The following is a 20,442-nucleotide window of genomic DNA, read 5'->3' on the forward strand; positions in this document are numbered from 1 at the left end:
GATCCGGTTCGGCGGGCTCCGTCGAATGGGAGGAAGCCTTCTCCGGGCTCAGGGGATGCGGGGCGTGTGCGAACGGCCCGCCTGAGCGGCGGTTCGGTGCGGGTTTCGGTCAGTGCGAGCGGCGGGTGCGAAGGGGAGTGAGCGTATTCAGCCCATTTCTTGGTCAGAATGATGGGTATTCTGACGCTTATTTGCGCTTGGCTGCCTGTATTGGCCTCGTATAGTGCGGATGTTTTCGCCGCACCTGTGGTGTAGCGCAGGGCGAAAATGCTCTTTCGGGTTGGCGTGCCCATCATCGTGATCCCGTCTGCGGGTCCCGTTGCTGCGGTGTGCAACCGTGGCGGCGTGATCTACAGTTCGACAACGAACGGGCTGTAAGGCGGGGTCGTATCGGTTCTCAAGATCCGGAGGGGATCATGTGTGATCGTGACGGCACTTTCTATCGTAACTTCTCGCGCCGCGGCTTCCTGAAGACCTCGGTGGCGGGCGCGGCGGCGAGCATCGCGCTGCCGGCCGGGCTGGCCGGCCTGCTGGCGCCGAATGTGGCCCGCGCCGCCGGCACCACCATCAAGGCGACGCACGGCTCCGGCTTCTGCAACATGGGCATCTTCCTCGCCAAGGAGCGGGAACTGACCAAGGCGGACGGCGTCGAACTCGACTTCGTGGTGACGCCGTCCAATACCGAGATCACCACCATGTTCGGCGCGGGTCTCGTCGACATGTCGATGATCCCCTACTCGAACTTCATGACGCTCTACGATGCCGGCGCGCCGGTGAAGATCGTCGCCGGTGGCGGCGTCGAAGGCTGCATCATCGTCGCCAAGGAGGGCATCACCTCCGCCGCCGACCTGAAGGGCAAGACCTTCGGCACCTTCCAGGCCGACACGCTGGAAGTGCTGCCCTATGATTACCTGAAGAAGGCCGGTCTTTCCTTCAACGACGTGCAGATCAAATATCTCGACACCTCGCCGGAACTCGCCCAGGCCTTCATGGCCGGCGCCATCGACGCCATCTGCCACATCGAACCCTATGCCTCGCAATGCGTGCTTGGCCGCAAGGGCGCGACCGTGCTGTCCGATGGCACCGACGTCTATGGCAAGGGCTATTCGGATTGCGTGCTCGCGGTGCGCACCCCGCTGCTGGAGAGCAACCCGGCGGCGGTGAAGGCTGTCATCAAGGCGCTGATGGTCGCCCAGTCGCAGGCCGAGGCCGACAAGCAGGCCGCGCTGAAGGACACGGTCGGCAAATATTACAAGACCAGCATGGAAGCGGCCGAGGATGCCTCCTCGAAGCAGCCGATCGTCGTCGACCAGCGCAACCAGACCCAGTTCATCATCGACCGCGGCCAGTCGATGATGGAACTCGGCTACGTCAAGAAGCTGCCCGACCAGGGCGCCTTCGACTGGAGCCTGCTGGAGGCGGTCATCGCCGCCAACAAGCCGGTCTATGACAGCCTCAAGCTGAAGTCGGCCTGAGCACGGGTTCTCCCTCTCCCCGCCGGGGGGAGGGAGACTGCGCCGGACCACCAGGGACCCCTGCCGGCACCCGTGCGTGCGACCGGCCGGTTCTGGCCCCGCCCCCGCTTCACTGGAAGGACGCCATGACGATGACCGCAGATGCCGGGCAGACGGGCCTCGGCCACGCCGAGGCCGGGCGCGCGGCGCCCAACACGGCGGCGCCCATAGCGAAAGCCCCGCTCCTCTCGCCCGCCCTGCGCCGGCGGCTCAGCGCTATTGGCTGGGGGCTGGTCTCGCTCAGCCTGTTCGCCGGCCTGTGGGAGGCGCTGTGGTTCTTCGGCATGCTGAACCCGCTGCTGCTGCCGCCGCCGCACCTGTTTCTCTCCGACATTCCCGGCACGCTGAAATTCTTCGACCGCTCCAACCGCATCGGCTCTGTGGCGAGCGGGGTGGGCGTGTGGCCGCTGCTGTTCACCATGGGCTCGACCACGCTGCGGGTGCTGGTCGGCCTCACGCTCGGCTTCACCTGCGGCGTCGCGGTGGGCGCGGCGATCCATTATGTGAAGCTCCTGCGCAACCTCCTGCTGCCGACCATCCTCCTGCTGGCGCCGATCTCGCCGGTGGCGTGGCTGCCGGTCGCCATCTTCGTCTTCGGCATTGGCGATGTGCCGGCGATCTTCCTCGTCTTCATCACCGTGTTCTTCGCCATCGTGCTCTCCACCGGGGCGCAGATCGAAAGCGTGCCGAAGAACTACATCCATGTCGCCCGCATCATGGGCGCCAGCCAGCGGCAGACCTTCTGGAAGGTGATCCTGCCCGCCATCCTGCCCAGCCTGTTCATGACACTGCGGCTGAACCTGTTCGCCGCCTGGATGGTGGTGCTGATCGCCGAGACGGTCGGCGTCGGCACCGGGCTTGGCCAGATCACCTCGATGGCGCGCTCGACCTTCAACGCCAAGCTGGTCTTCTTCACCATGGCGATCATCGGCCTGCTCGGCTTCCTCTCCGATTTCGCGCTCCGCCAGGTGCAGCACAAGATGCTGTGGTGGGTCGCCCCCAACCAGGGAGCCGCCCGATGAGCCGCCCCGCCGTCTCGATCCAGTCCGTTTCCAAGCGCTGGACCCCCGAAGGCCGCGCCCCGGTGCACGCGCTGGAAGATCTCAGCTTTGACGTCGCGCCGGGCGAGTTCATTGTCCTGCTCGGCCCTTCCGGCTGCGGCAAGTCCACGCTGCTCTACATGATCGCGGGTCTGGAGGACGTGTCCGGCGGCACCATCGCCTGCGATGGCGAGCCCGTCACCGAGCCTTCCGCCGAGCGCGGGCTGATTTTCCAGGAAGCTTCGCTGTTTCCCTGGCTCACCATCGCCGACAATGTCGCCTTCGGCCTTGCCGTGCAGCATGTGCAGCCGGTGAAGCGCCGCGAGATCGCGGTGGAAACGCTCAAGCGCGTCGGCCTCGGCGACATGCTGGACAAGAAGCCGGACGAGCTTTCCGGCGGCATGCGCCAGCGCGCCGCCTGCGCAAGGGCGCTCGCCATGCGGCCAAAGGTGCTGATGATGGACGAGCCCTTCGCCGCGCTCGACGTGCAGACCCGCGCCCGCATGCAGGACTTCCTGCTGCAGATCTGGCGCGACAGCGGCGCCTCGATCCTGCTCGTCACCCATTCCATCGACGAGGCGATTTCGCTGGCCGACCGGGTGGTGGTGTTCACCTCGCGCCCCGGCCGGGTGAAGACCATCGTGCCCATCGACCTGCCGCGCCCGCGTGAATCCCGCGACCCGCGCTACCACGCCTATCGCGACATGTTCACGGAGCTTCTCGCCGACGAGGTCGACCGCGCCTTCGCCGAGCAGGAGGCGGTGTAGGCGCCATGGCTGCCCCGTTCCTCGCTGTCGCCCTGCCCATCGGCCCGGCGGGCCGCGATCCCGCGCCGCTCTGGCGTGAGGCCGAGGCCGGCATTGCCGCCGCCGCCCGCGACGGCGCCGGTCTCGTCGTGCTGCCCGAACTCTTCGCCCTTCCCTATGTCGCGGCCGAGGCGCCCGGCGACTGGACCCTTTTTGCCGAAGACCTTGATGGACCGACCGCCACCCGCATGGCGTCCGCGGCCAGGCGTTTCGAGGTTGCCGTGCTGTTCGGTCTGGCGCTGCGGCGCGAGGGCGGGCTGCCCTTCAACGCCGCGCTGCTGGCGCGGCCGGACGGGCGGGTGGAGACGCTGGCGCACAAAATCCACCTGCCGCCGGCCGGCCCCGGCGAGGCCTATGGCGAGGCCGATCATTTTTCGCCTGGCGCGCCTGAGATCCGCACCCTTGAGGTCGGCTCGGTGAAAGTCGCCGCGCTCATCTGTTACGACCGCCGCTTTCCCGAATGCTGGCGTGCCGCCGCGCGCGCCGGGGCGGATGTGGTGGCGGTGCTCGTCGGCGGGCCGGCGCCGGACGATCCGGAAGGGCTCTACGCCGCCGAATTGCAGGCGAGCGCCCGGGCCAATGCCGTCTATGCGCTGGCGGCGGCCCGCTATGGCACGGAAACCGTCACCGGCCGCGCCGTGCGCCATGATGGCGAGACTCTCGCCTTCGGCCCCGATGGCGCGCCGCTGGCCCGTGCCTCGCGCGGCGACCGCCGGCCGCTCCTCGTCTCCATCGATCCCGCGCGCCTCGCCCAGGCGCGAGCGACCAACGCCACACAGGCGCGCCTGCGCCTGCCGTCAGTTTGAGGAAGCATCATGTCTGAATTGATCGTCCAGGCCCGCTGGGTCGTCACCGGCATCCGGGACCGTTTCACCCCCGAGGTGATCGACGAGGGGGCGGTGCTCTCGCGCGACGGCGTCATCATCGCCACTGGCACGCTGGAAGACATGCAGAAGCTGGCGCCGACGGCGGAACTGCGCAAATACCCCGACCACGCCATGCTGCCCGGCTTCGTCAACAGTCACCACCATGTCGGCATGACCCCGCTGCAGCTCGGCTCGCCCGACCATGCGCTGGAATTGTGGTTCGCCAGCCGCATGCCGGCGCGCCGGCTCGACCTCACGCTCGACACGCTCTACTCGGCCTTCGAGATGATCGCGTCCGGCGTCACCACGGTGCAGCACATCCATGGCTGGATGCCGGGCGGCTATGCGGCTGTCCACGGCGCCGCCAGCAAGGTGCTGGGCGCCTACCGCTCGCTCGGCATGCGCGCCTCCTATTGCTACGCCGTGCGCGAGCAGAACCGGCTGGTCTATGAGGCGGACGAGGCCTTCTGCGCCCGCCTGCCGGCCGATCTCGGCGAGGCGCTGGGCAAATATCTGAAGGCGCAGGCCATGCCCTTCGACGATTTCCTCAAGCTGTTCGACCAGCTCTCGGCCGAGAATGCCGGCCAGGATCTGACCCGCATCCAGCTCGCGCCGGCGAACCTGCACTGGTGCACGGATGAGGGCCTGCAGGCGCTCGACGCGAAGTCCAAGGCGGCCGGCGTGCCGATGCACATGCACCTGCTGGAGACGATCTACCAGAAGGAATATGCCCGCCGCCGCACCGGCAAGACGGCGCTGCGCCACCTTCACGATCTCGGCGTGCTCGGCCCGCACATGACGCTCGGCCATGGCGTGTGGCTGAACGAGGAAGACATCGACATTGTCGCCGATACCGGCACCTGCATCTGCCACAATTGCTCGTCGAATTTCCGCCTGCGCTCGGGCCTTGCCCCGCTCAACCGCTGGGAGGCCAAGGGCATCACTGTCGGCATGGGCCTCGACGAGGCCGGCATCAATGACGACCGCGACATGCTCTCCGAGCTGCGCCTCGCCTTGCGTGTCCACCGCGAGCCGGGCATGGACGAGGAAGATGTGCCGACCTGCCCGCAGGTGGTGAAGATGGCGACCGAGGCCGGCGCCATGACCACCGCCTTCGGCGCCAGCATCGGCCGGCTGGACGCGGGCCGCTTCTTCGACGCGGTGCTGATCAACTGGACCAAGGCGACCTATCCCTATCAGGACCCGGACATTCCGATGCTCGACGCGCTGGTGCAGCGCGCGAAGATGGGCGCGGTGGATGCCGTTTTCATCAATGGCGAGCGTGTCTATGAGGATGGCCGCTTCACCAAGGTCGACCGCGAGGCGGTGCTGGCGGAGATCGCCGACACGCTGGGCAAGCCGCGCAACGAGGACGAGCTTGCCCGTCACGCGCTCGGCCACGCCGTGTTCCCCTATGTGAAGAAGTTCTATGAGGGCTATCTGCCGGAGGCCGAGCCCACGCCCTTCTACGCCAATTCGGCGCGCATCTGACCCCCCGTCGCTGCGCAGCGAAGGAGAGGGCGCCCCGTCGCGGGCGCCCTTTTTCGTGTGGCGGGGGAAAACCCGGCCGGGCGTGGCCGCCACCCCGGCACAGATCGCGCTGGCCTGGATCCTGGCGCAGCGGCCGTGGATCGCGCCTGCGGATGATCGATCGCTGACCGGCCGCCGCCGCGGCGCCTACATCAGGCGCGGATGTCGCGCCCTGTCGCCCCGGGTCAGCGCCGGCGTTCCAGCGTGGCGAAGAACAGGATGGTCAGCCCGAGCACGATTAGCAGCAGCACGAAGGCGGCGGCGGCGCCCTCATTCAGGTGCAGGCCGAGAAAGGCGCGGCGATAGGCGAAGAAGCTCAGCACCTCGGTGGAATTGCCCGGCCCGCCCTTGGTGAGGATATAGGGCAGGTCATAGGTGCGGAATTCGTTGATCAGCTGGATGATGACAGCGATCGCCGCCACCGGGCGCAGCATTGGCAAAGTGATGTACCAGAACTGCTGCAGCGGCGAGGCCCCGTCCACCTCCGCCGCCTCATAGGGATCGCGCGGCAGCGAGGCGAGGCCGGCGGCCAGAATCAGGATGACGAAGGAGGTCTGCTGCCAGATGTCGATCGCCGCCATGGTCCACAGCGCGAAATCGGCATCGCCGAGCCAGTCGACACGCGGCAGGCCGAGGCTCTCCAGCAGCTGGTTGGCGATGCCGAGATTGGGCTGCAGCAGCATGCGCCAGATCAGCGCCACGCTCACCGGTGACATCGCCATCGGAATGGTGAGAATGGCGAAATAGACCGGCTTCATCGTCACCGCGCGGTTCAGCATCAGGGCGACGCCGAGCCCGAGCACGAATTCGCCGGCCACGGTGATGACCGAATATTTGATGGTCAGCCACAGCGCGTCCCAGAACAGCGGGTCGCTCATCACGATGGCGAAGTTCTTGAAGCCCGTGAAGGGCTGCAGCATCGGCTTGAGCAGAGTGAGCGAGGAGACCGAGATCAGCGCCGCATAGACCAGCGGCAGGCCCATGACGATGGCGAGGGTGAGAAGACCCGGAGCCGCGAAGGCCCAGCCGGTGCGCCAGTCCCGATCCGCCAGTGCCGCAAAGCGCATGCGCGTCGTCCATTCCGTCCAAAGCGTGCCGAGAAAAGAGACCGGCGCGCCAGCCAACGAGGGGGAAGGCTGGCGCGCCGTATGGCCGGGGTCCTGCGGGGCTCACGCGGGGTCCCGGCCGATGGGGTTACTTGTTGAGCAGCTGGGTCAGGCCGTCGGCGGCCGCCTTCAGCGCGTCCTCGGGCTTGGCCTGCCCGCCGGCGGCGAGCGAGAGCTGGGCGCCCAGCACGTCCTCATACTGCGCGGAATAGGCGAAGATCGGGAACGACTTGCCGGAGGCGACGACCTCAAGGCCGGTCTTGTAGAAGGGGTACTTCTTCAGCACGGCCGCGTCCTCGAACACGTCCGAGCGCACCGGGGCGTGGCCTTCCATGGCGCGGGCGACGGAGATCTTCTTGCCCTGCACCCATTCGATGAACTTCCAGGCCGCGGCCTTGGATTCATCCGAGGTGTTCTTCGGGATGCCCCAGCCCCAGCCGCCGCTTTCGCCATGGCCACCGGGCATGACGGAGAGCGCGAGCTTGCCGGCCACTTTCGGGCACTTCTCGGCATTGTCGAGCTGCGGCAGCATCCACCAATAGGTGACCATGCTGAACGTGTCGCCGGCGCACATCAGCCGCATCGTGTCGTCGAGCGTGGCGGAGAGGGCGCCCTGCTGCGCGCCCTTCTGCACGTTCTCGGCATAGAGCTTCAGCGCGGTCAGGCCCTGCGGGCTGTTCAGCACCACCTTGCGGTCGGCATCGAGATAGGCGCCGCCGACGGCGAACAGGTAGTTGGAGAATTCCATCGCGTTCGGGTCGCCGCGCTGGCCCTGCATGGCGGCGCCGACGACGGGGGTGTTCGCCTTGAAGAAGGCGGAGAGCGCGACATAGTCGGCCAGCGTGGCCGGCAGAGCGAGATCCTTGCCGGTCTTGGCCTTGTAGTCGGCCTTGATCTTGGGGTCGTTCAACAGGTCGGTGCGGTAGATCAGACCCATGGAGTAGTTGTACATGGGCAGGATCGGCGTCGCGTCCTTGGTCTGGCCGAGCAGGTCCAGCATGGACGGGATGAAGGGCTTCAGGTCGAAGCCGGACTTGGCGATATAGGGGTTCAGGTCTTCCAGCCAGCCGGCGGCGGGGAATTCGCCCGCCCACAGGAAGTCGACTTCGAGCAGGTTGTAGTAGCTTTCGGGCGAGACCAGCTGGGCGACCAGCTTGTCGTGCATGTCGCCATAGCCGATCTTCTCGAACTCGACCTTGATGCCGGCTTCCTTCTCGAATTCCGGCAGCAGCTTCTCGATGATCTGCGTCTCCGGCACGTCCTCCATCAGGGCGCGCAGGGTGACGTTCTGCGCCTGGGCCGAGCCGGCCGCTGCGAGCAGGGTGGCGCCGAGCAGCGCCGCCTTGAGGCTACACTTAAACTGCATCTCGTTCTCCTGTTCCTCTGGTACGGGCTTTGCCCGCCTCGTTGGCGCACGCCCGAATGGACGCGGCGGAAGACACCGTCACTTCACGCTGCCGAAGGTCAGCCCCTGGACGATGAAGCGCTGGATGAAGCGCGAGGCGATCACCAGCGGCAGCACGGCGAGCACGACGCCGGCGGAGACCTTGGCGATCTGCACGCCGTTGGACGTCTGGAGCGCGGCCAGCGCCACCGGCACGGTCGCGGTCTGTGGACCGCTCAGCACCAGCGCGAACAGGAACTCGTTCCAGGTGAGGATGAAGCCGAGCACGCCGGCCGCCGCGATGCCGGGCAGCGAGACCGGCAGCACGATGCGCCAGAACGCGCCCCAGGCGGTGGCGCCATCGGTCTGCGCCGCCCATTCGAGATCGACCGGGATGCCCTCGAAGAACCCCATCAGGATCCAGATCAGAAAGGGCAGGTTCACCGCCGCATAGACGATGATGAGGCCGGTCAGCGAATTGGTGAGGCCCACCGTGCGCAAGAGGGCGAAGGCCGGCAGCACGATCGCGACGGGCGGCAGCATCTGCGTCGCCAGCACGGCGAAGCGCCCGGCCCGCCCGCTGGTCTTGAACCGGGCGAAGGCATAGCCGGTCATCGCCGCGAAGGGCAGCGCCACCACCACCGAGCCGAAGGCGACGATCAGGCTGTTGAGATAGGACTGGCCGTAACGGGTGGAGGTGAACAGGGCGACGTAATTGTCGAGCGTCACCGCCGGCATCAGTTCCGGCGAATAGGACAGGTGCTCTGGCAGAAGGCTGGTGCGGACCACCCAGAGCAGGGGCACGAGAATGACGGCGCAGGCGAAGAGAAGGCCAAGGTGAAGTCCGATGCGCCGCATGCTGCCCCCTCCCTCAGTTGGTCACGAGGCGGAGGCTGGGGCGGGGGAAGGCCCGCGTCGTCTCCGGATCGAACAGGTGCATGGGGCGGGGGTCGAGATGGAGCGGCACGCGCGCACCCACCGGCGCGGTGAAATGGCGCGAGAGGCGGGCGGAGATTTCCAGCGGCTTGCCGCCTGATGCACCCGTCCCGATCTGCCCGACCAGGATGTTCTCCACTCCCAGCGATTCCATCGCCACCACGGAGACCTCGATCGGCGAAAATCCCGGCTGCGGCGCCTCGTGCAGGTCTTCCGGGCGCAGGCCGAAGATCACCTCGCGGCCGGCCAGCCCGGCATAGGCGGCGCGGTGCATCTGCGGCACCTCGACCGTGAAGCCGTCGCCGATGACGGCAAGGTCATCGCCGCGCCCCTCGACCCGGGCGGGCAGCAGGTTCATCGGCGGGGTGGCGAGAAAGCGGGCGACGAAGGTGTCGACCGGGTCGGCATAGACCTCCAGCGGCTTGCCGACCTGGATCATCCGCCCCTCGCGCATGATGCAGATGCGGTCGCCCATGGTCATCGCCTCGACCTGGTCATGCGTGACATGGACAATGGTGCGGCCCAGCCGGCGGTGCAGCTTGACCAGTTCGAGCCGCATTTCCGCCCGCAGCTGCGCGTCGAGATTGGACAGCGGCTCGTCGAGCAGGAAGGCGACGGGATCGCGCACAATGGCGCGCCCCAGCGCCACGCGCTGGCGCTGGCCGCCCGAGAGCGCCGCCGGCTTGCGGTCGAGATAGGGGGTGAGGCCGAGCAGGCCCGCCGCCTCGCGGATCTTCTCCTCGATGAGCGGGCGGGCGACACCGCGCATCTTCAGGCCGAAGCCCATATTGTCGCGCACGCTCATATGCGGGTAGAGCGCGTAGGACTGGAACACCACGGCGATGTTGCGGTCGCGCGGGGCAACATTGTTGACGCTGCGCCCGCCAATGCGCAGATCGCCCGAGGAGATGCCCTCCAGCCCGGCGATCATCCGCAGCGTCGTCGATTTTCCGCAGCCCGAGGGGCCGAGGAAGATCACGAACTCGCCCTCTCCAATGGAAAGGTCCACGTCGCGCACGCCATAGGCGCCGTTGGCGTAGAGCTTGGAGACATGATCGAGTTCGATCGACGACATCAGCGATCCTTTGCCTGCAGGGGCAGGGTCCCGCCACGCGGGGCGGAGGGAAGAGAAAAACCCCGCCCGGTGCGCCGCTGGCGCGCGGAGTGTAAGCGGACAAAAACGAACATCGCAAGTGCTAATTCAAACGTTGTTCGTTCAGAGTCGATCACGACCTTCCGACCCTGCTCAGGTCGTGTAGACGCCGCCGGTGACGTTGATGCCCTGGCCGGTCATGAAGCGGGCCTGTTCGGAGGCGAGGAACACCACCACATCGGCGACGTCTTCCGGCACTTCCAGCCGGCCGAGCGGGGTCTGGGCGATGTAGTCGTCGATCACCCGCTGCGGGGTGACGCCGCGCAGGCTCGCCTCCCACTCCACTTCGCGCGACTGCATGCTGGTCGCCACGAAGCCGGGGCAGACGGCGTTGACGCGGATGCCCGTGGCCGCCAGCTCGCGGGCCAGCGCCTGCGTCCAGCCGAGCACGGCGAATTTCGAGGCGGAGTAATGCGCCAGGAACGGCGCGCCGACCTTGGCGGCCAGCGAGGCGGTGTTGACAATGCAGCCCTTGCCCTGCGCCACGAAGTGCCGGGCGGCGATCTGGTTGGTGAGGAAGACGCCGCGCGTGTTGACGTCAAAGTTGAAATCCCACTCCTCGTCGGTCAGCTCCAGCGCCGCCCGCATGGTGGAAACGCCGGCATTGGCGACGAGCAGGTCGCAGCCGCCGAGCCCTTCCAGCATCTGGGCGAAGGCGGTCTCCACCGAGGCGCGCTTGCGCACGTCGATCTCGATCGCGATGGCGCCGCCGCCGAGCGCCGCCGCTGCTTCCTGCGCTGCCGCGAAATTGATGTCGCCGACCGCCACCCGCACGCCCTGCCGGGCCAGCGCCACGGCGATCGCCCGCCCGATGCCGGCCGCCGCCCCGGTGACGAAGGCCAGCCGGCCCTTCAGCTCATAATAGGCGGGGACGGGCACGGCGGTGGCGGGGGGGGTCATGCGAAGCTCCTCATGTTCGCTCGTCAGTTTATATGAACAAGAACTCACATCAAGAGCATTCTTATGTTTGATCTTGTGCGATTGATCGGTTAAACAGAATTAGCCGACCGGCCGCGAATCCGTTCCTCTGCAACGGAACCGCGATCAGGCAGGGTGGAGCGATGGCCGAAGACGTGTCTTTCCGAGAGAATTCTGTGGCCGAGCCGCCGTCAGGCGAGGATCGCCAGCGCCTGCTCTCGCATGTGCGCCATGCCCGCATTCTCGATCATCTCGCCGCCGCCGGCTCGGTCGGCGTCAGCGTCCTCGCCGCCGAGCTCGGCGTGTCCGACATGACCATCCGCCGCGACCTACTGGAGCTGGAGCGCGACGGCCGGCTGCTGCGCGTGCATGGCGGGGCGGTGCTGGCAGAGACGCCGGCCAGCGTCGCCATGGACAGCGAGGAACCGCGTTTCGACGCCCGGCTCCGGCGTGGTAGCGACGCCAAGTCCGCCATCGCCGCCTGCGCCGCCGGCATTGTCGCCGGCTACCGCACCTGCGCCATCGATGTCGGCACCACCACCTATCTGATGGCCGGGCATCTGCGCGAAGTCGGCCATCTCAAGGTCTTCACCAACAGCCTGCGCGTTTCCACCCGCCTCGATGGCGGCGCGCCGGAGGTCTATGTCGCCGGCGGCCGGGTGCGGCCGGAAGAAATGTCGGTGTGGGGCCCCACCGCCACCGCCCAGTTCGAGAAGCTGTGGTTCGATGTCGCCGTGCTCGGCACGTCGGGCATCACCTCGGAAGGCTTCTTCGACTATTCCTTCGAGGACACCGACATGAAGCGCGTCTATCTGCGCCGCTCGGGGTTCAAGATCCTGCTGTGCGACAGCGCCAAGTTCCAGCGCATGTCGCTGGTCCAGGTCGGCACGCTGGCCGACATCAACCTGCTTATCACCGACGCCGAGCCGCCCCCGCGCATCGCAGCCGCCCTGGCGGCGGCGCGTGTCGAGGTGCGGCTCGCGCCGCCCGTCGCCGGACAGTGAGGCGCCGCGCGCGCCGTCCCCTCAAGGAGTAGTTGGAATGGTTTTCGAGTGTTTCGGCGCCAAGAAGAAGGTCGTCATCTCCATGGCCCATATCGGCGCCCTGCCTGGCGCGCCGCTTTATGATGCCGATGGCGGCCTCGACAAGCTGATCGAGGGCGTGCTCGCCGATGTCGAGAAGCTGCAGGCCGGCGGCGTCGACGCCATCATGTTCGGCAATGAGAATGATCGCCCCTACGTCTTCAAGGGCTCGCCCGCCTCCATCGCCGCCATGTCGGCCATCGTGCAGGCGGTGAAGCCGAGCCTGAAGGTGCCGTTCGGCGTCAACTATCTCTGGGATCCGGTCGCCACGGTGGCCATCGGCGCCGTCACCGGCGCCAGCTTCGTGCGCGAGATCTTCACCGGCCTGTTCGCCTCCGACATGGGCCTGTGGGAGCCGAACTGCGCCGAGGCGGCGCGGCTGCGCCATGATCTCAAGCGCGACGACATGAAGATGCTGTTCAACATCAATGCCGAGTTCGCCCATTCGCTCGACCAGCGGCCGATCGAGCTGAGGGCCAAGAGCGCGGTGTTCTCCTCCATCGCCGATGCCATCCTCGTCTCCGGCCCCATCACCGGCCAGCCGGCCGACCAGTCGCACCTGCAGAAGGTGGCGGAGACGGTGAAGGATGTGCCGATCTTCGCCAATACCGGCGTCAACATCGACAATATCCGCGACATCTTCTCGGTCGCCTCGGGCGTGGTCATCGGCACTCATTTCAAGGTCGACGGCAACACCTGGAACGCGGTGGAGCAGGCGCGGGTGTCGCGCTTCATGGATGTGGTCAACTCCATCCGCTGATCGTGCGCCGTCCTCCCGGACCGGCCGCCGGTCGGCGTCGGGAGCGCGGCCCGCCTGACACTCCGTACACGATCCCGGCGCGGTGGCCTTGCCGCCGTCCGGGATCACGTGTTTCTCGGCTTGCACTGGCCCACCGACCCCAAGAGGCTCCCCATGAAGAGCTGCGTTCTCGGCCTCGATATCGGCACGACCTCCACCATCGGCCTGCTGCTGCGGCTGCCGGGGGAGATTCTTGGCGTCGCCTCGCGGCCGGTGACGCTGACCTCCCGGCATGCCGGCTGGGCGGAGGAAGACCCCGCCGAGTGGTGGGACAATGTGTGTTCCCTCACCCGCGAACTGGTCGCCACCGCCGGCATCGACCCGGCCGAGATCGCCGCCATCGGCGTCACCGGCATGCTGCCCGCCGTGGTGCTGCTGGATTCCGAGGGTCGCCTGCTGCGCCCCTCCATCCAGCAGAGCGACGGGCGCTGCGGGGCGGAGGTGGCGGAACTGCGCGGGGAGCGCGACGAGGCCGCCTTCATCGCCAAGGCCGGCAACGGCATCAACCAGCAGCTCGTGACCGCCAAGCTGCGCTGGATCGCCCGCCACGAGCCGGAGGTCTTTGCTGACATCGCCACCGTGTTCGGCTCCTATGACTATGTGAACTGGCGCCTCACTGGCGAACGCGCGGTGGAGCAGAACTGGGCGCTGGAGGCCGGCTTTGTCGACGTCTCCCGCCACGCCATTGACGACGATCTCGTCGGCTGGGCCCGCATTCCGCGCGATGCCATTCCGCGCAAGACCGCCTCGCATGAGGTGATGGGCCGGGTCTCCGCGCAGGGCGCGCTTGAGACCGGCCTTGCCGCCGGCACGCCCGTCATCGGCGGCGCGGCCGACATGATCGCCTCGGCGCTCGGCGCCGGCGTCACCCAGCGCGGCGACATATTGCTCAAATTCGGCGGCGCCATCGATGTGCTGGTGGCCACCGACCAGGTAAAGCCCGACCCGCGGCTCTATCTCGACTACCACCTCATTCCCGGCCTCTACATGCCCAATGGCTGCATGGCGACCGGCGGCTCGGGGCTCAACTGGTTCGTGCGCAATTTCGCCGGCGGCGAGGCGGCGGCGGCCAAGAAGGCCGGGCTCAGCCTGCACCAGCATCTCGACGCGCTCGCGGAACAGCGCCCCGCCGGCGCCGACGGGCTGACGGTTCTGCCCTATTTCCTCGGCGAGAAGACGCCGATCCATGACCCCGCCGCGCGCGGCGTCATCGACGGGCTCACCCTCTCGCACGATATCGGCCATGTCTGGCGGGCGCTCCTGGAAGGCTATGCCTATGCCTGCGCCCACCATGTGGAAGTGCTGGCCGATATGGGCCACGCCGCCGGCCGCGTGCTGGTTTCCGATGGCGGCTCGAATTCGCGTGTGTGGATGCAGATTGTCGCCGATGTGCTGCAGCAACCGGTGCACCGGCTGAAGGGGCACCCCGGCTCCTCGCTCGGCGCGGCCTGGACGGCGGCGGTCGGCATTGGCGCGGCGACCTGGAGCGGCATTTCCCGCTTTGTCGAGCAGGGCGAAACGCTGGTGCCGAACCCCGCCTCGGCCGAAACCTATGCCGCCTTCTATGCCCGCTACCGCGATCTCTACCGCCGCCTCGAAGGGCGGCCCACATGAGCCGCGCGCCGCTGAAGGCGGTCGCCTGGGACATTGACGGCACGCTGATCGACAGCGAGCCGCTGCATCATCGCGCGCTGGTGGCCGCCTGCCGGGCGCTCGGCGCGGATCTTTCCGACCTGCCGGACCAGGCCTTTCGCGGCATCCATATGGGCGATGTGTGGAAACAGGTCTCGCCGCGCCTGCCCGCCGCCGTCGCGGAAGCCGAATGGGCGGCGCGGATCAACGCGCATTATGTCGATAACCGCGACAGCCTGATCGCCTTGCCCGGCGCCGTCGCCACCATCCGAGCGCTGGAAAAGCTGGGCGTCACGCAGGCCTGCGTCTCCAATTCGAGCCGCTCGGTGGTGGACGCCAACATCGCCGCGCTCGGCATTGCCGACGCGATCGCCTTCTCGCTCAGCCTCGACGATGTGGCGGCCGGCAAGCCCGATCCCGAACCCTATCGCCGCGCCTGCGAACGGCTCGGCCTGCCGCCGGCCAGCGTGGTGGCGGTGGAGGACAGCCGCTCCGGCGCGCTCTCCGCCCGCGCGGCGGGGCTGTTCGTGGTCGGCTACACCCCGACCGGCGGCGGCTTCGAGGCGGTCGACCTGGAAATCGACCGGCTGGAGAACCTGCTGGCGCTGTTTTCCTAGAGCGTTTTCGAGCGAAGTGGATGCCGGTTCGCGAGAAGAAAACGCGATAAAACAAAGAATTAGATCATTTCACTTTTTCCTTGAAACAGTGAAATGATCTAGGTCAGCAACTCCTCCAGCGTGTCGACCAGCAGATCGGCATGCGCCGTGGTCACGCAGAGCGGCGGACGGATCTTCAGCACATTGCCATAGCGGCCGGCGGCGCCGATGAGGATGCCGTGGTCGCGCAGCCCGTTGATGAGCCCCTTGGCGATATCAGGCGCCGGGCCCTTCTCGGTGCCGAACTCGATGCCGAGATAAAGCCCGGCCCCGCGCACGGCGGTGATCGGCGCGCGCGCCTGCAGCCGCTTCAGCCGGGCGGTGAGATGCCGGCCGACGCGGGCGGCATTGGCGATGAGGCCGTCTTCCTCGATCGCCTCCAGCACGGCGAGACCGGCCGCGCAGGCCGCCGGGCTGCCGGCGAAGGTGTTGAAATAGCCGAAATCGGCGCAGAAGGCGTCGAGGATATCCGGCCGGGTGACGAGGCCGGCCATCGGGTAGCCATTGCCCATCGGCTTGCCCATGGTGACGATATCAGGCACCACGCCATGGCGGGAAAAGCCCCACATGCCCTCGCCGGTGCGCCCGAAGCCCGGCTGCACCTCGTCGGCGATGAACAGGCCGCCGGCGGCGCGCGTCACTTCCACCGCGGCTTTCAGGAAGCCGGGCGGGTCGGCATAGACGCCATCGGAGGAGAAGATGGTGTCGACCAGCAGCCCGGCGAAGCCGATGCCGTCCGCCTTCAGCGCGGCGATCTCGGCCTTCACCGCGTCGGCGAAGCCCTGCGCGATATCGTTGCCGAACAGCGCCGGGTCGGGCGGCGGCACCATGCGGATGTAGCGCGGCGGCGCGCCGGTCTTGTAGGAGGAGGGCGAAACCTCGGTCACGGTGGCGGTGTTGCCGTGATAGGCGGTGCGGGTGACGATAATGCCTTCGCCCCCGCTCACCTTGCGGGCGAGCCGCAGCGCCAGGTCGTTGCTTTCGCTGCCCGTGCAGGCCAGCACCAGATTGCTGAGCTCGGCCGGGAAGGTGGCGAGCAGCTTTTCGGCATAATCATGCGCGACGTCGAACAGATAGCGCGAATGGGTGTTGAACGCGCCGAGCTGCGCCCGCACCGCCTCCACCACCTTGGGGTGGCAATGGCCGACGGTGGGGACATTGTTGTAGAAATCGAGATAGGCCCGCCCGTCGGAAGCGTGGATAGTCGCGCCTTCCGCCCGCACGATGCGCAGCGGCTCGTCATAGAACAGCACCGAGGCCGCACCGAAGGCGCGCCGTCGCCGTTCCACCAGTGCCGCGACATCGGGCGCCATCGCGCCTCCCATGCCGGAAAAGGCGTTGAGCGAGAGGATCTGCAGTTCCTCCTGCTCCGGAATGTCCTGCTTTTTCAAGATGTCCTGTCTCTTCACGAGGCGGCCCTCCCGGCTGCGGCAAGCCTGTGGCTCCCCTCGCGTTCCGGCACGTCATAGGTGGCGAGAAAGGCGCGGGCGAGTTCGACCGTGCCGTGGGTGTAGCCCTCGCCCATCGCCTGCGCGGTGGGGGTCTCGGCATGCGAGGCGATCCAGGCGGTGAGCAGCAGCCGGCGCAGCATGATGAACACCGGCAGCAGCGCGCAGTCCTCATCCGAGAGCGGCGCGACGGTGCGATAGCCCTCGATCCACGCCGCCTGCAGCGTCGGAATATAGGGCTCGTGCTCGCTGAAGCTGATGGCGGAGGCGAAGTCGTAGAGATACCAGCTGAAGCCGCAATCATCGAAATCGATCACGGAGAGCCTGTCGCCCTCGACCAGCAGATTGGCGAGACGCATATCGGCATGGACGAGGCCGAAACGGTCCTCGCCGGTGCCGTAGTCCTCCAGCCGGGCGCGCAGCACCGCGTCGGTGCGCTCCAGCACGGCGCGGCCCTCGCGGGTGAGGCCGAGCGCGGCGCGCCAGTCGCCCCACAGCTTCACCTTGCCCAGCATGGCGTCATAGTCCCAGCGTTTGCGGGTGAAGCCTTCCGGGCGCTGCCAGACCCGGGCGTGAAGGTGCAGCCGCGCATTGATGGCGCCGAGCTCGCGGTACCAGCGGGCGAGGTCGTCGCCCTCCGCCGGCTCGCGCCCCGCCACCAGCTCGAACGCCACCGCGTGCCGCCGCGTGCCGCCCTCGTCGAGCTCGGCGATCAGGCTGCCATCGAGCTGCGGCACCGGGGTCAGCGTCGCCACCACCCCCTCGCGGCCGAGCGCGGTGAGCCAGGCGAGTTCGGAGTCGATCTCGTCGCGGCTGTGATAGCCCGGCCGGTGGACGCGGAACACAACATCGCGGCCACTGGCGGGGTCTTGGGCGCTGGCGGGGTCTTGGCCCCTGGCGGGGTCTTGGGCGCGAAAGGTGGCGTTCTCGGAAATGGTGAGCAGCCGCAGCTCGCTCTCGGCCGACAGCCCCCAGCGCGGCAGGGCGGCGCGCAGCGCGTGCTCGATGCGGGTCAGGAAGGCGTCGTCATAGATCGGCTGGGTCATGGTCTACGTCTCGGCAACGGTGATCTCGACCCGCGCCCGGCCGAGCGCGCGCGCCACCGCGCCCTCGGGGGCCCGGTCGGTGACCAGGTGCTGGATGTCGGGAATGCGGGCCCAGATGGCGAGCGAGGGCACGTCGAATTTCTGGTGGTCGGAGACGATGATGGTCTGCGCCGCCCGGTTCATCATCGCCCGGTAGACAAAGGCGGCATCCGGCTCGGCATCGGCGAGGCCGTCGGTGGTGATGCCTGAAATGCCGAGAATGGCGCGGTTCACATTGTAGTTCTGCAGGAACTCGCCGGTCTCCACCCCCACCATCATGCCCTCGCGGGCATTGTAGCGGCCGGGGCACATGATGACTTCGATGGTCGGATTGGCCGAGACCACGGTGGCCACCGAGAAGGAATGGGTGATGACGGTGAGGTCGCGGCAGGCGGCGGCCATGCGGCGGGCGACATGGGTGGTGGTGGCGCCGGCGCCGACGGCGATCACCTCCTTCGGCTTGATCAGCTGAACGGTGGCGGCGGCGATGGCCTCGCGCTGCGCCACCATCAGCCCGTGCCGCTCGGTGACGGAGGGTTCGGAGGCGAAGGGGCGCACCGCGCCGCCATAGGTGCGGTTGATGAGGCCCTTTTCCCCCAGCTCGAACAGGTCGCGCCTTATCGTTTCGGTCGAGACGCCGAGTTCGGTCGCGAGATCGCCGACGCGCAGCGTGGCGGAGGCGCGCATTTCGGCGAGGATGCGCGCCTGCCGCGCCGCCTTGTCGAGCCGGGGCAGGCGGCGCTCCGCCCGTGCGAGGGGGGCGGCCCGGCTCATGCCGCCGCCCGCCGCCGCAGCAGGATGCCGATCAGCCCGCCGGCCAGCAGCAGGCACGCCGCGCCCAGCGTCGCCATGGTGCCGAGCGCCGGCACCATCGGCGTATAGCCGGCCACCATCTTGGCGTAGAGCCATTCGGGAATCGTCGAGTCGGCGCCTGTCGTGTAGAGCGAGAGCGGAAAATTGCTCCAGGAGAGCAGGAACGCGAACAGCATGCCGGACCAGATGCCCGGCCACAGCAGCGGCAGCGTCACCTCGCGGAAAACCTGGGTGCGCGAGCAGCCGAGATCATAGGCCGCCTCTTCCAGCGACGGGTCGAAGCCATAGACCTGGATGGCGATGACCAGCGTCACCACGGGCACGATCCAGATCATGTGGGCGAACACCGCCGTCATCCAGCTGGTCTGGATGCCCACCGCGTTGAAGCCGAGCAGCATGGCCAGCCCCAGCACCGGCTGGGGGAAGAAGATCGGCAGCAGGATGAGCTTCTGGTAGAGCTTGCGCCCCTTCCACTCATAGCGGGCGAAGGCGAGCGCGCCGAAGGTGGCGATGACGACGGAGAACACCGTCACCAAGAGCGCGATCGAGATCGAGGTCTTGACGATCATGCCGATCTCGATCGAATCCAGCGTCTTCTGCCACCATTCGGTCGAGTAGGTTTTGATCGGGAAGCCGAAATACCGGCTCTTGTTGAAGCTCGCCAGCGCCCCGCAGACGATGGGCAGGTAGATCGCGACGAGGACGAACAGCGTCCAGGTCCAGATGGCGGCATTGGTGCGCTTGTGGCCCATGGCTCAGCGCCTCCCCAGCATGCGGTCGAGGTCCAGCTTCGACAGGGCGAACAAGGTGAGCGCGCCGATGAAGAAGGTGACGAGCACCGCCAGCGCCGACCCGAGCGGCCAGTTCTGCGAATAGGTGAAGGCGATCTCGATATCGTGCGAGATGACGATGATCGACTGGCCACCAAGGATCTTCGCCTCCGCCGTGGCGCCGATGGCGAGCACGAAGGTGAGCAGCATGCCGATGAGGATTCCCGGCATGGCGAGCGGCAATTCGATCTCGCGCCAGATGAACAGCCGCCCGGCGCCGAGGTCGCGCGCCGCGTCCACGAGGTCGCGCGGCACCAGGGCAAGGCCGAGCGTCATCGGAAACAGCATGAAGGGCAGGTAGGTATAGACCATGCCGAACAGGGTGATGCCGGGCGTGTACAGCACCTCCGGCCCGCCGCTGAGGCCGAGCCATTTCAGCGTGCCGTCGAGCACGCCGTTCTTGATGAAGAACAGCACCCAGCCATAGAGCCGCACATTCTCCGAGACGAAGAGCGGGAAGACGAAGAACACGCTGATCAGCGCCGACCAGCGGCCAAAGACAAGGTTCAGCCCATAGGCGATGGGGTAGGCGACCACGGCGAGGATCGCCACGGTGAGCAGCGCCAGCCCGCAGGACCAGAAGAAGGACAGCCACACCGTGTTGGTGGTGTCGAACAGGGTGGCGAAGTTCGCCAGCGTGAAGCTGGTGAAGACATCGAAGCTGCGCGGCGTGGCGAAGGCATAGCCGAAGATCGCCACCAGCGGGGCCAAAAATCCGATGCCGAGCAGCAGCGCGACGGGAAGCGCGCAGCGCGCGCCGACCGAGAGCATGCGGGCGTGGCGCAGCTGGGCGGCGCCTTCGGGCGCCGCGTCCCGCGCGGGGGCGATGGCGAGGTCGGCCATG

At 67.5% G+C, this 20,442-nt stretch carries 19 protein-coding genes; 9 read left to right on the forward strand and 10 right to left on the reverse strand.

Features of this window, described 5'->3' with window-relative positions; genetic code table 11:
- Nucleotides 1-416 precede the first annotated feature (416 nt).
- The 5 genes from A3M1_RS0109555 to A3M1_RS0109575 all read left to right on the forward strand — a co-directional run bounded on the left by A3M1_RS0109555 (nucleotide 417) and on the right by A3M1_RS0109575 (nucleotide 5,717).
- Nucleotides 417-1,475, forward strand: a complete 1,059-nt coding sequence (locus A3M1_RS0109555) for an ABC transporter substrate-binding protein (RefSeq protein WP_018388738.1) — start codon at nucleotides 417-419, stop codon at nucleotides 1,473-1,475.
- Nucleotides 1,476-1,600: 125 nt separating this feature from the next.
- Nucleotides 1,601-2,536 (forward strand): ABC transporter permease, encoded by a 936-nt coding sequence (locus A3M1_RS0109560; RefSeq protein ID WP_018388739.1) that lies wholly within the window; start codon nucleotides 1,601-1,603, stop codon nucleotides 2,534-2,536.
- Complete coding sequence (locus tag A3M1_RS0109565) at nucleotides 2,533-3,321, forward strand: ABC transporter ATP-binding protein (protein ID WP_018388740.1); 789 nt, start codon at nucleotides 2,533-2,535, stop codon at nucleotides 3,319-3,321. Before A3M1_RS0109560 ends, A3M1_RS0109565 begins: the two co-directional genes overlap by 4 nt.
- Nucleotides 3,322-3,326: 5 nt before the next feature.
- Nucleotides 3,327-4,166, forward strand: coding sequence for a carbon-nitrogen hydrolase family protein (locus A3M1_RS0109570; RefSeq protein WP_018388741.1), 840 nt, complete (start codon nucleotides 3,327-3,329; stop codon nucleotides 4,164-4,166).
- A 9-nt stretch (nucleotides 4,167-4,175) separates the two neighbouring features.
- On the forward strand, nucleotides 4,176-5,717 hold the full coding sequence (locus tag A3M1_RS0109575) for an amidohydrolase family protein (protein ID WP_018388742.1): 1,542 nt from the start codon (nucleotides 4,176-4,178) through the stop codon (nucleotides 5,715-5,717).
- Nucleotides 5,718-5,941: 224 nt separating this feature from the next.
- On the opposite strand, the gene A3M1_RS0109580 is transcribed toward A3M1_RS0109575, so the two are convergent.
- The 5 genes from A3M1_RS0109580 to A3M1_RS0109600 all read right to left on the reverse strand — a co-directional run bounded on the left by A3M1_RS0109580 (nucleotide 5,942) and on the right by A3M1_RS0109600 (nucleotide 11,235).
- Complete coding sequence (locus A3M1_RS0109580) at nucleotides 5,942-6,823, reverse strand: carbohydrate ABC transporter permease (RefSeq protein WP_018388743.1); 882 nt, start codon at nucleotides 6,821-6,823, stop codon at nucleotides 5,942-5,944.
- Nucleotides 6,824-6,950: 127 nt separating this feature from the next.
- Nucleotides 6,951-8,228 (reverse strand): extracellular solute-binding protein, encoded by a 1,278-nt coding sequence (locus A3M1_RS0109585; RefSeq protein WP_018388744.1) that lies wholly within the window; start codon nucleotides 8,226-8,228, stop codon nucleotides 6,951-6,953.
- A gap of 78 nt (nucleotides 8,229-8,306) precedes the next feature.
- Nucleotides 8,307-9,104: a carbohydrate ABC transporter permease gene (locus tag A3M1_RS0109590; RefSeq protein ID WP_018388745.1), complete on the reverse strand. Its 798-nt coding sequence runs from the start codon at nucleotides 9,102-9,104 to the stop codon at nucleotides 8,307-8,309.
- A 13-nt stretch (nucleotides 9,105-9,117) separates the two neighbouring features.
- Nucleotides 9,118-10,257 carry an ABC transporter ATP-binding protein gene (locus tag A3M1_RS0109595; RefSeq protein ID WP_018388746.1) on the reverse strand — a complete coding sequence of 380 codons (1,140 nt, stop codon included), beginning with the start codon at nucleotides 10,255-10,257 and terminating at the stop codon, nucleotides 9,118-9,120.
- Nucleotides 10,258-10,428: 171 nt separating this feature from the next.
- Nucleotides 10,429-11,235 carry an SDR family NAD(P)-dependent oxidoreductase gene (locus A3M1_RS0109600; RefSeq protein ID WP_018388747.1) on the reverse strand — a complete coding sequence of 269 codons (807 nt, stop codon included), beginning with the start codon at nucleotides 11,233-11,235 and terminating at the stop codon, nucleotides 10,429-10,431.
- Between the two features lie 161 nt (nucleotides 11,236-11,396).
- Between A3M1_RS0109600 and A3M1_RS0109605 the strand changes: the two genes are divergently transcribed.
- The 4 genes from A3M1_RS0109605 (at nucleotide 11,397) to A3M1_RS0109620 (ending at nucleotide 15,383) form a co-directional block, all read left to right on the forward strand.
- Nucleotides 11,397-12,257, forward strand: a complete 861-nt coding sequence (locus A3M1_RS0109605; protein WP_018388748.1) for a DeoR/GlpR family DNA-binding transcription regulator — start codon at nucleotides 11,397-11,399, stop codon at nucleotides 12,255-12,257.
- A 37-nt stretch (nucleotides 12,258-12,294) separates the two neighbouring features.
- Complete coding sequence (locus A3M1_RS0109610) at nucleotides 12,295-13,095, forward strand: BtpA/SgcQ family protein (RefSeq protein WP_018388749.1); 801 nt, start codon at nucleotides 12,295-12,297, stop codon at nucleotides 13,093-13,095.
- A gap of 153 nt (nucleotides 13,096-13,248) precedes the next feature.
- Entirely contained in the window at nucleotides 13,249-14,748 is a 1,500-nt protein-coding gene (locus A3M1_RS0109615; RefSeq protein WP_018388750.1) for an FGGY-family carbohydrate kinase, read from the forward strand.
- Entirely contained in the window at nucleotides 14,745-15,383 is a 639-nt protein-coding gene (locus tag A3M1_RS0109620; protein WP_018388751.1) for an HAD family phosphatase, read from the forward strand. Before A3M1_RS0109615 ends, A3M1_RS0109620 begins: the two co-directional genes overlap by 4 nt.
- Before the next feature lie 98 nt (nucleotides 15,384-15,481).
- Here A3M1_RS0109620 and A3M1_RS0109625 read toward each other — a convergent pair whose 3' ends face one another.
- The 5 genes from A3M1_RS0109625 to A3M1_RS0109645 are packed head-to-tail and all read right to left on the reverse strand — an operon-like array spanning nucleotide 15,482 to nucleotide 20,441.
- Nucleotides 15,482-16,831, reverse strand: a complete 1,350-nt coding sequence (locus tag A3M1_RS0109625; RefSeq protein WP_018388752.1) for an aspartate aminotransferase family protein — start codon at nucleotides 16,829-16,831, stop codon at nucleotides 15,482-15,484.
- A complete protein-coding gene (locus A3M1_RS0109630) occupies nucleotides 16,828-17,916 on the reverse strand; it encodes a phosphotransferase enzyme family protein (protein ID WP_018388753.1) in 1,089 nt (362 codons plus the stop codon). Before A3M1_RS0109630 ends, A3M1_RS0109625 begins: the two co-directional genes overlap by 4 nt.
- A gap of 3 nt (nucleotides 17,917-17,919) precedes the next feature.
- Nucleotides 17,920-18,729 carry a DeoR/GlpR family DNA-binding transcription regulator gene (locus tag A3M1_RS0109635; protein ID WP_018388754.1) on the reverse strand — a complete coding sequence of 270 codons (810 nt, stop codon included), beginning with the start codon at nucleotides 18,727-18,729 and terminating at the stop codon, nucleotides 17,920-17,922.
- Complete coding sequence (locus A3M1_RS0109640; protein ID WP_018388755.1) at nucleotides 18,726-19,520, reverse strand: ABC transporter permease; 795 nt, start codon at nucleotides 19,518-19,520, stop codon at nucleotides 18,726-18,728. The genes A3M1_RS0109635 and A3M1_RS0109640 overlap by 4 nt, the downstream gene beginning before the upstream one ends.
- A 3-nt stretch (nucleotides 19,521-19,523) precedes the next feature.
- Nucleotides 19,524-20,441 carry an ABC transporter permease gene (locus A3M1_RS0109645; RefSeq protein ID WP_018388756.1) on the reverse strand — a complete coding sequence of 306 codons (918 nt, stop codon included), beginning with the start codon at nucleotides 20,439-20,441 and terminating at the stop codon, nucleotides 19,524-19,526.
- Nucleotide 20,442: the final 1 nt, after the last annotated feature.

It is taken from the genome of Ancylobacter sp. FA202 (genome assembly GCF_000380205.1).
Classification (GTDB): domain Bacteria; phylum Pseudomonadota; class Alphaproteobacteria; order Rhizobiales; family Xanthobacteraceae; genus Ancylobacter.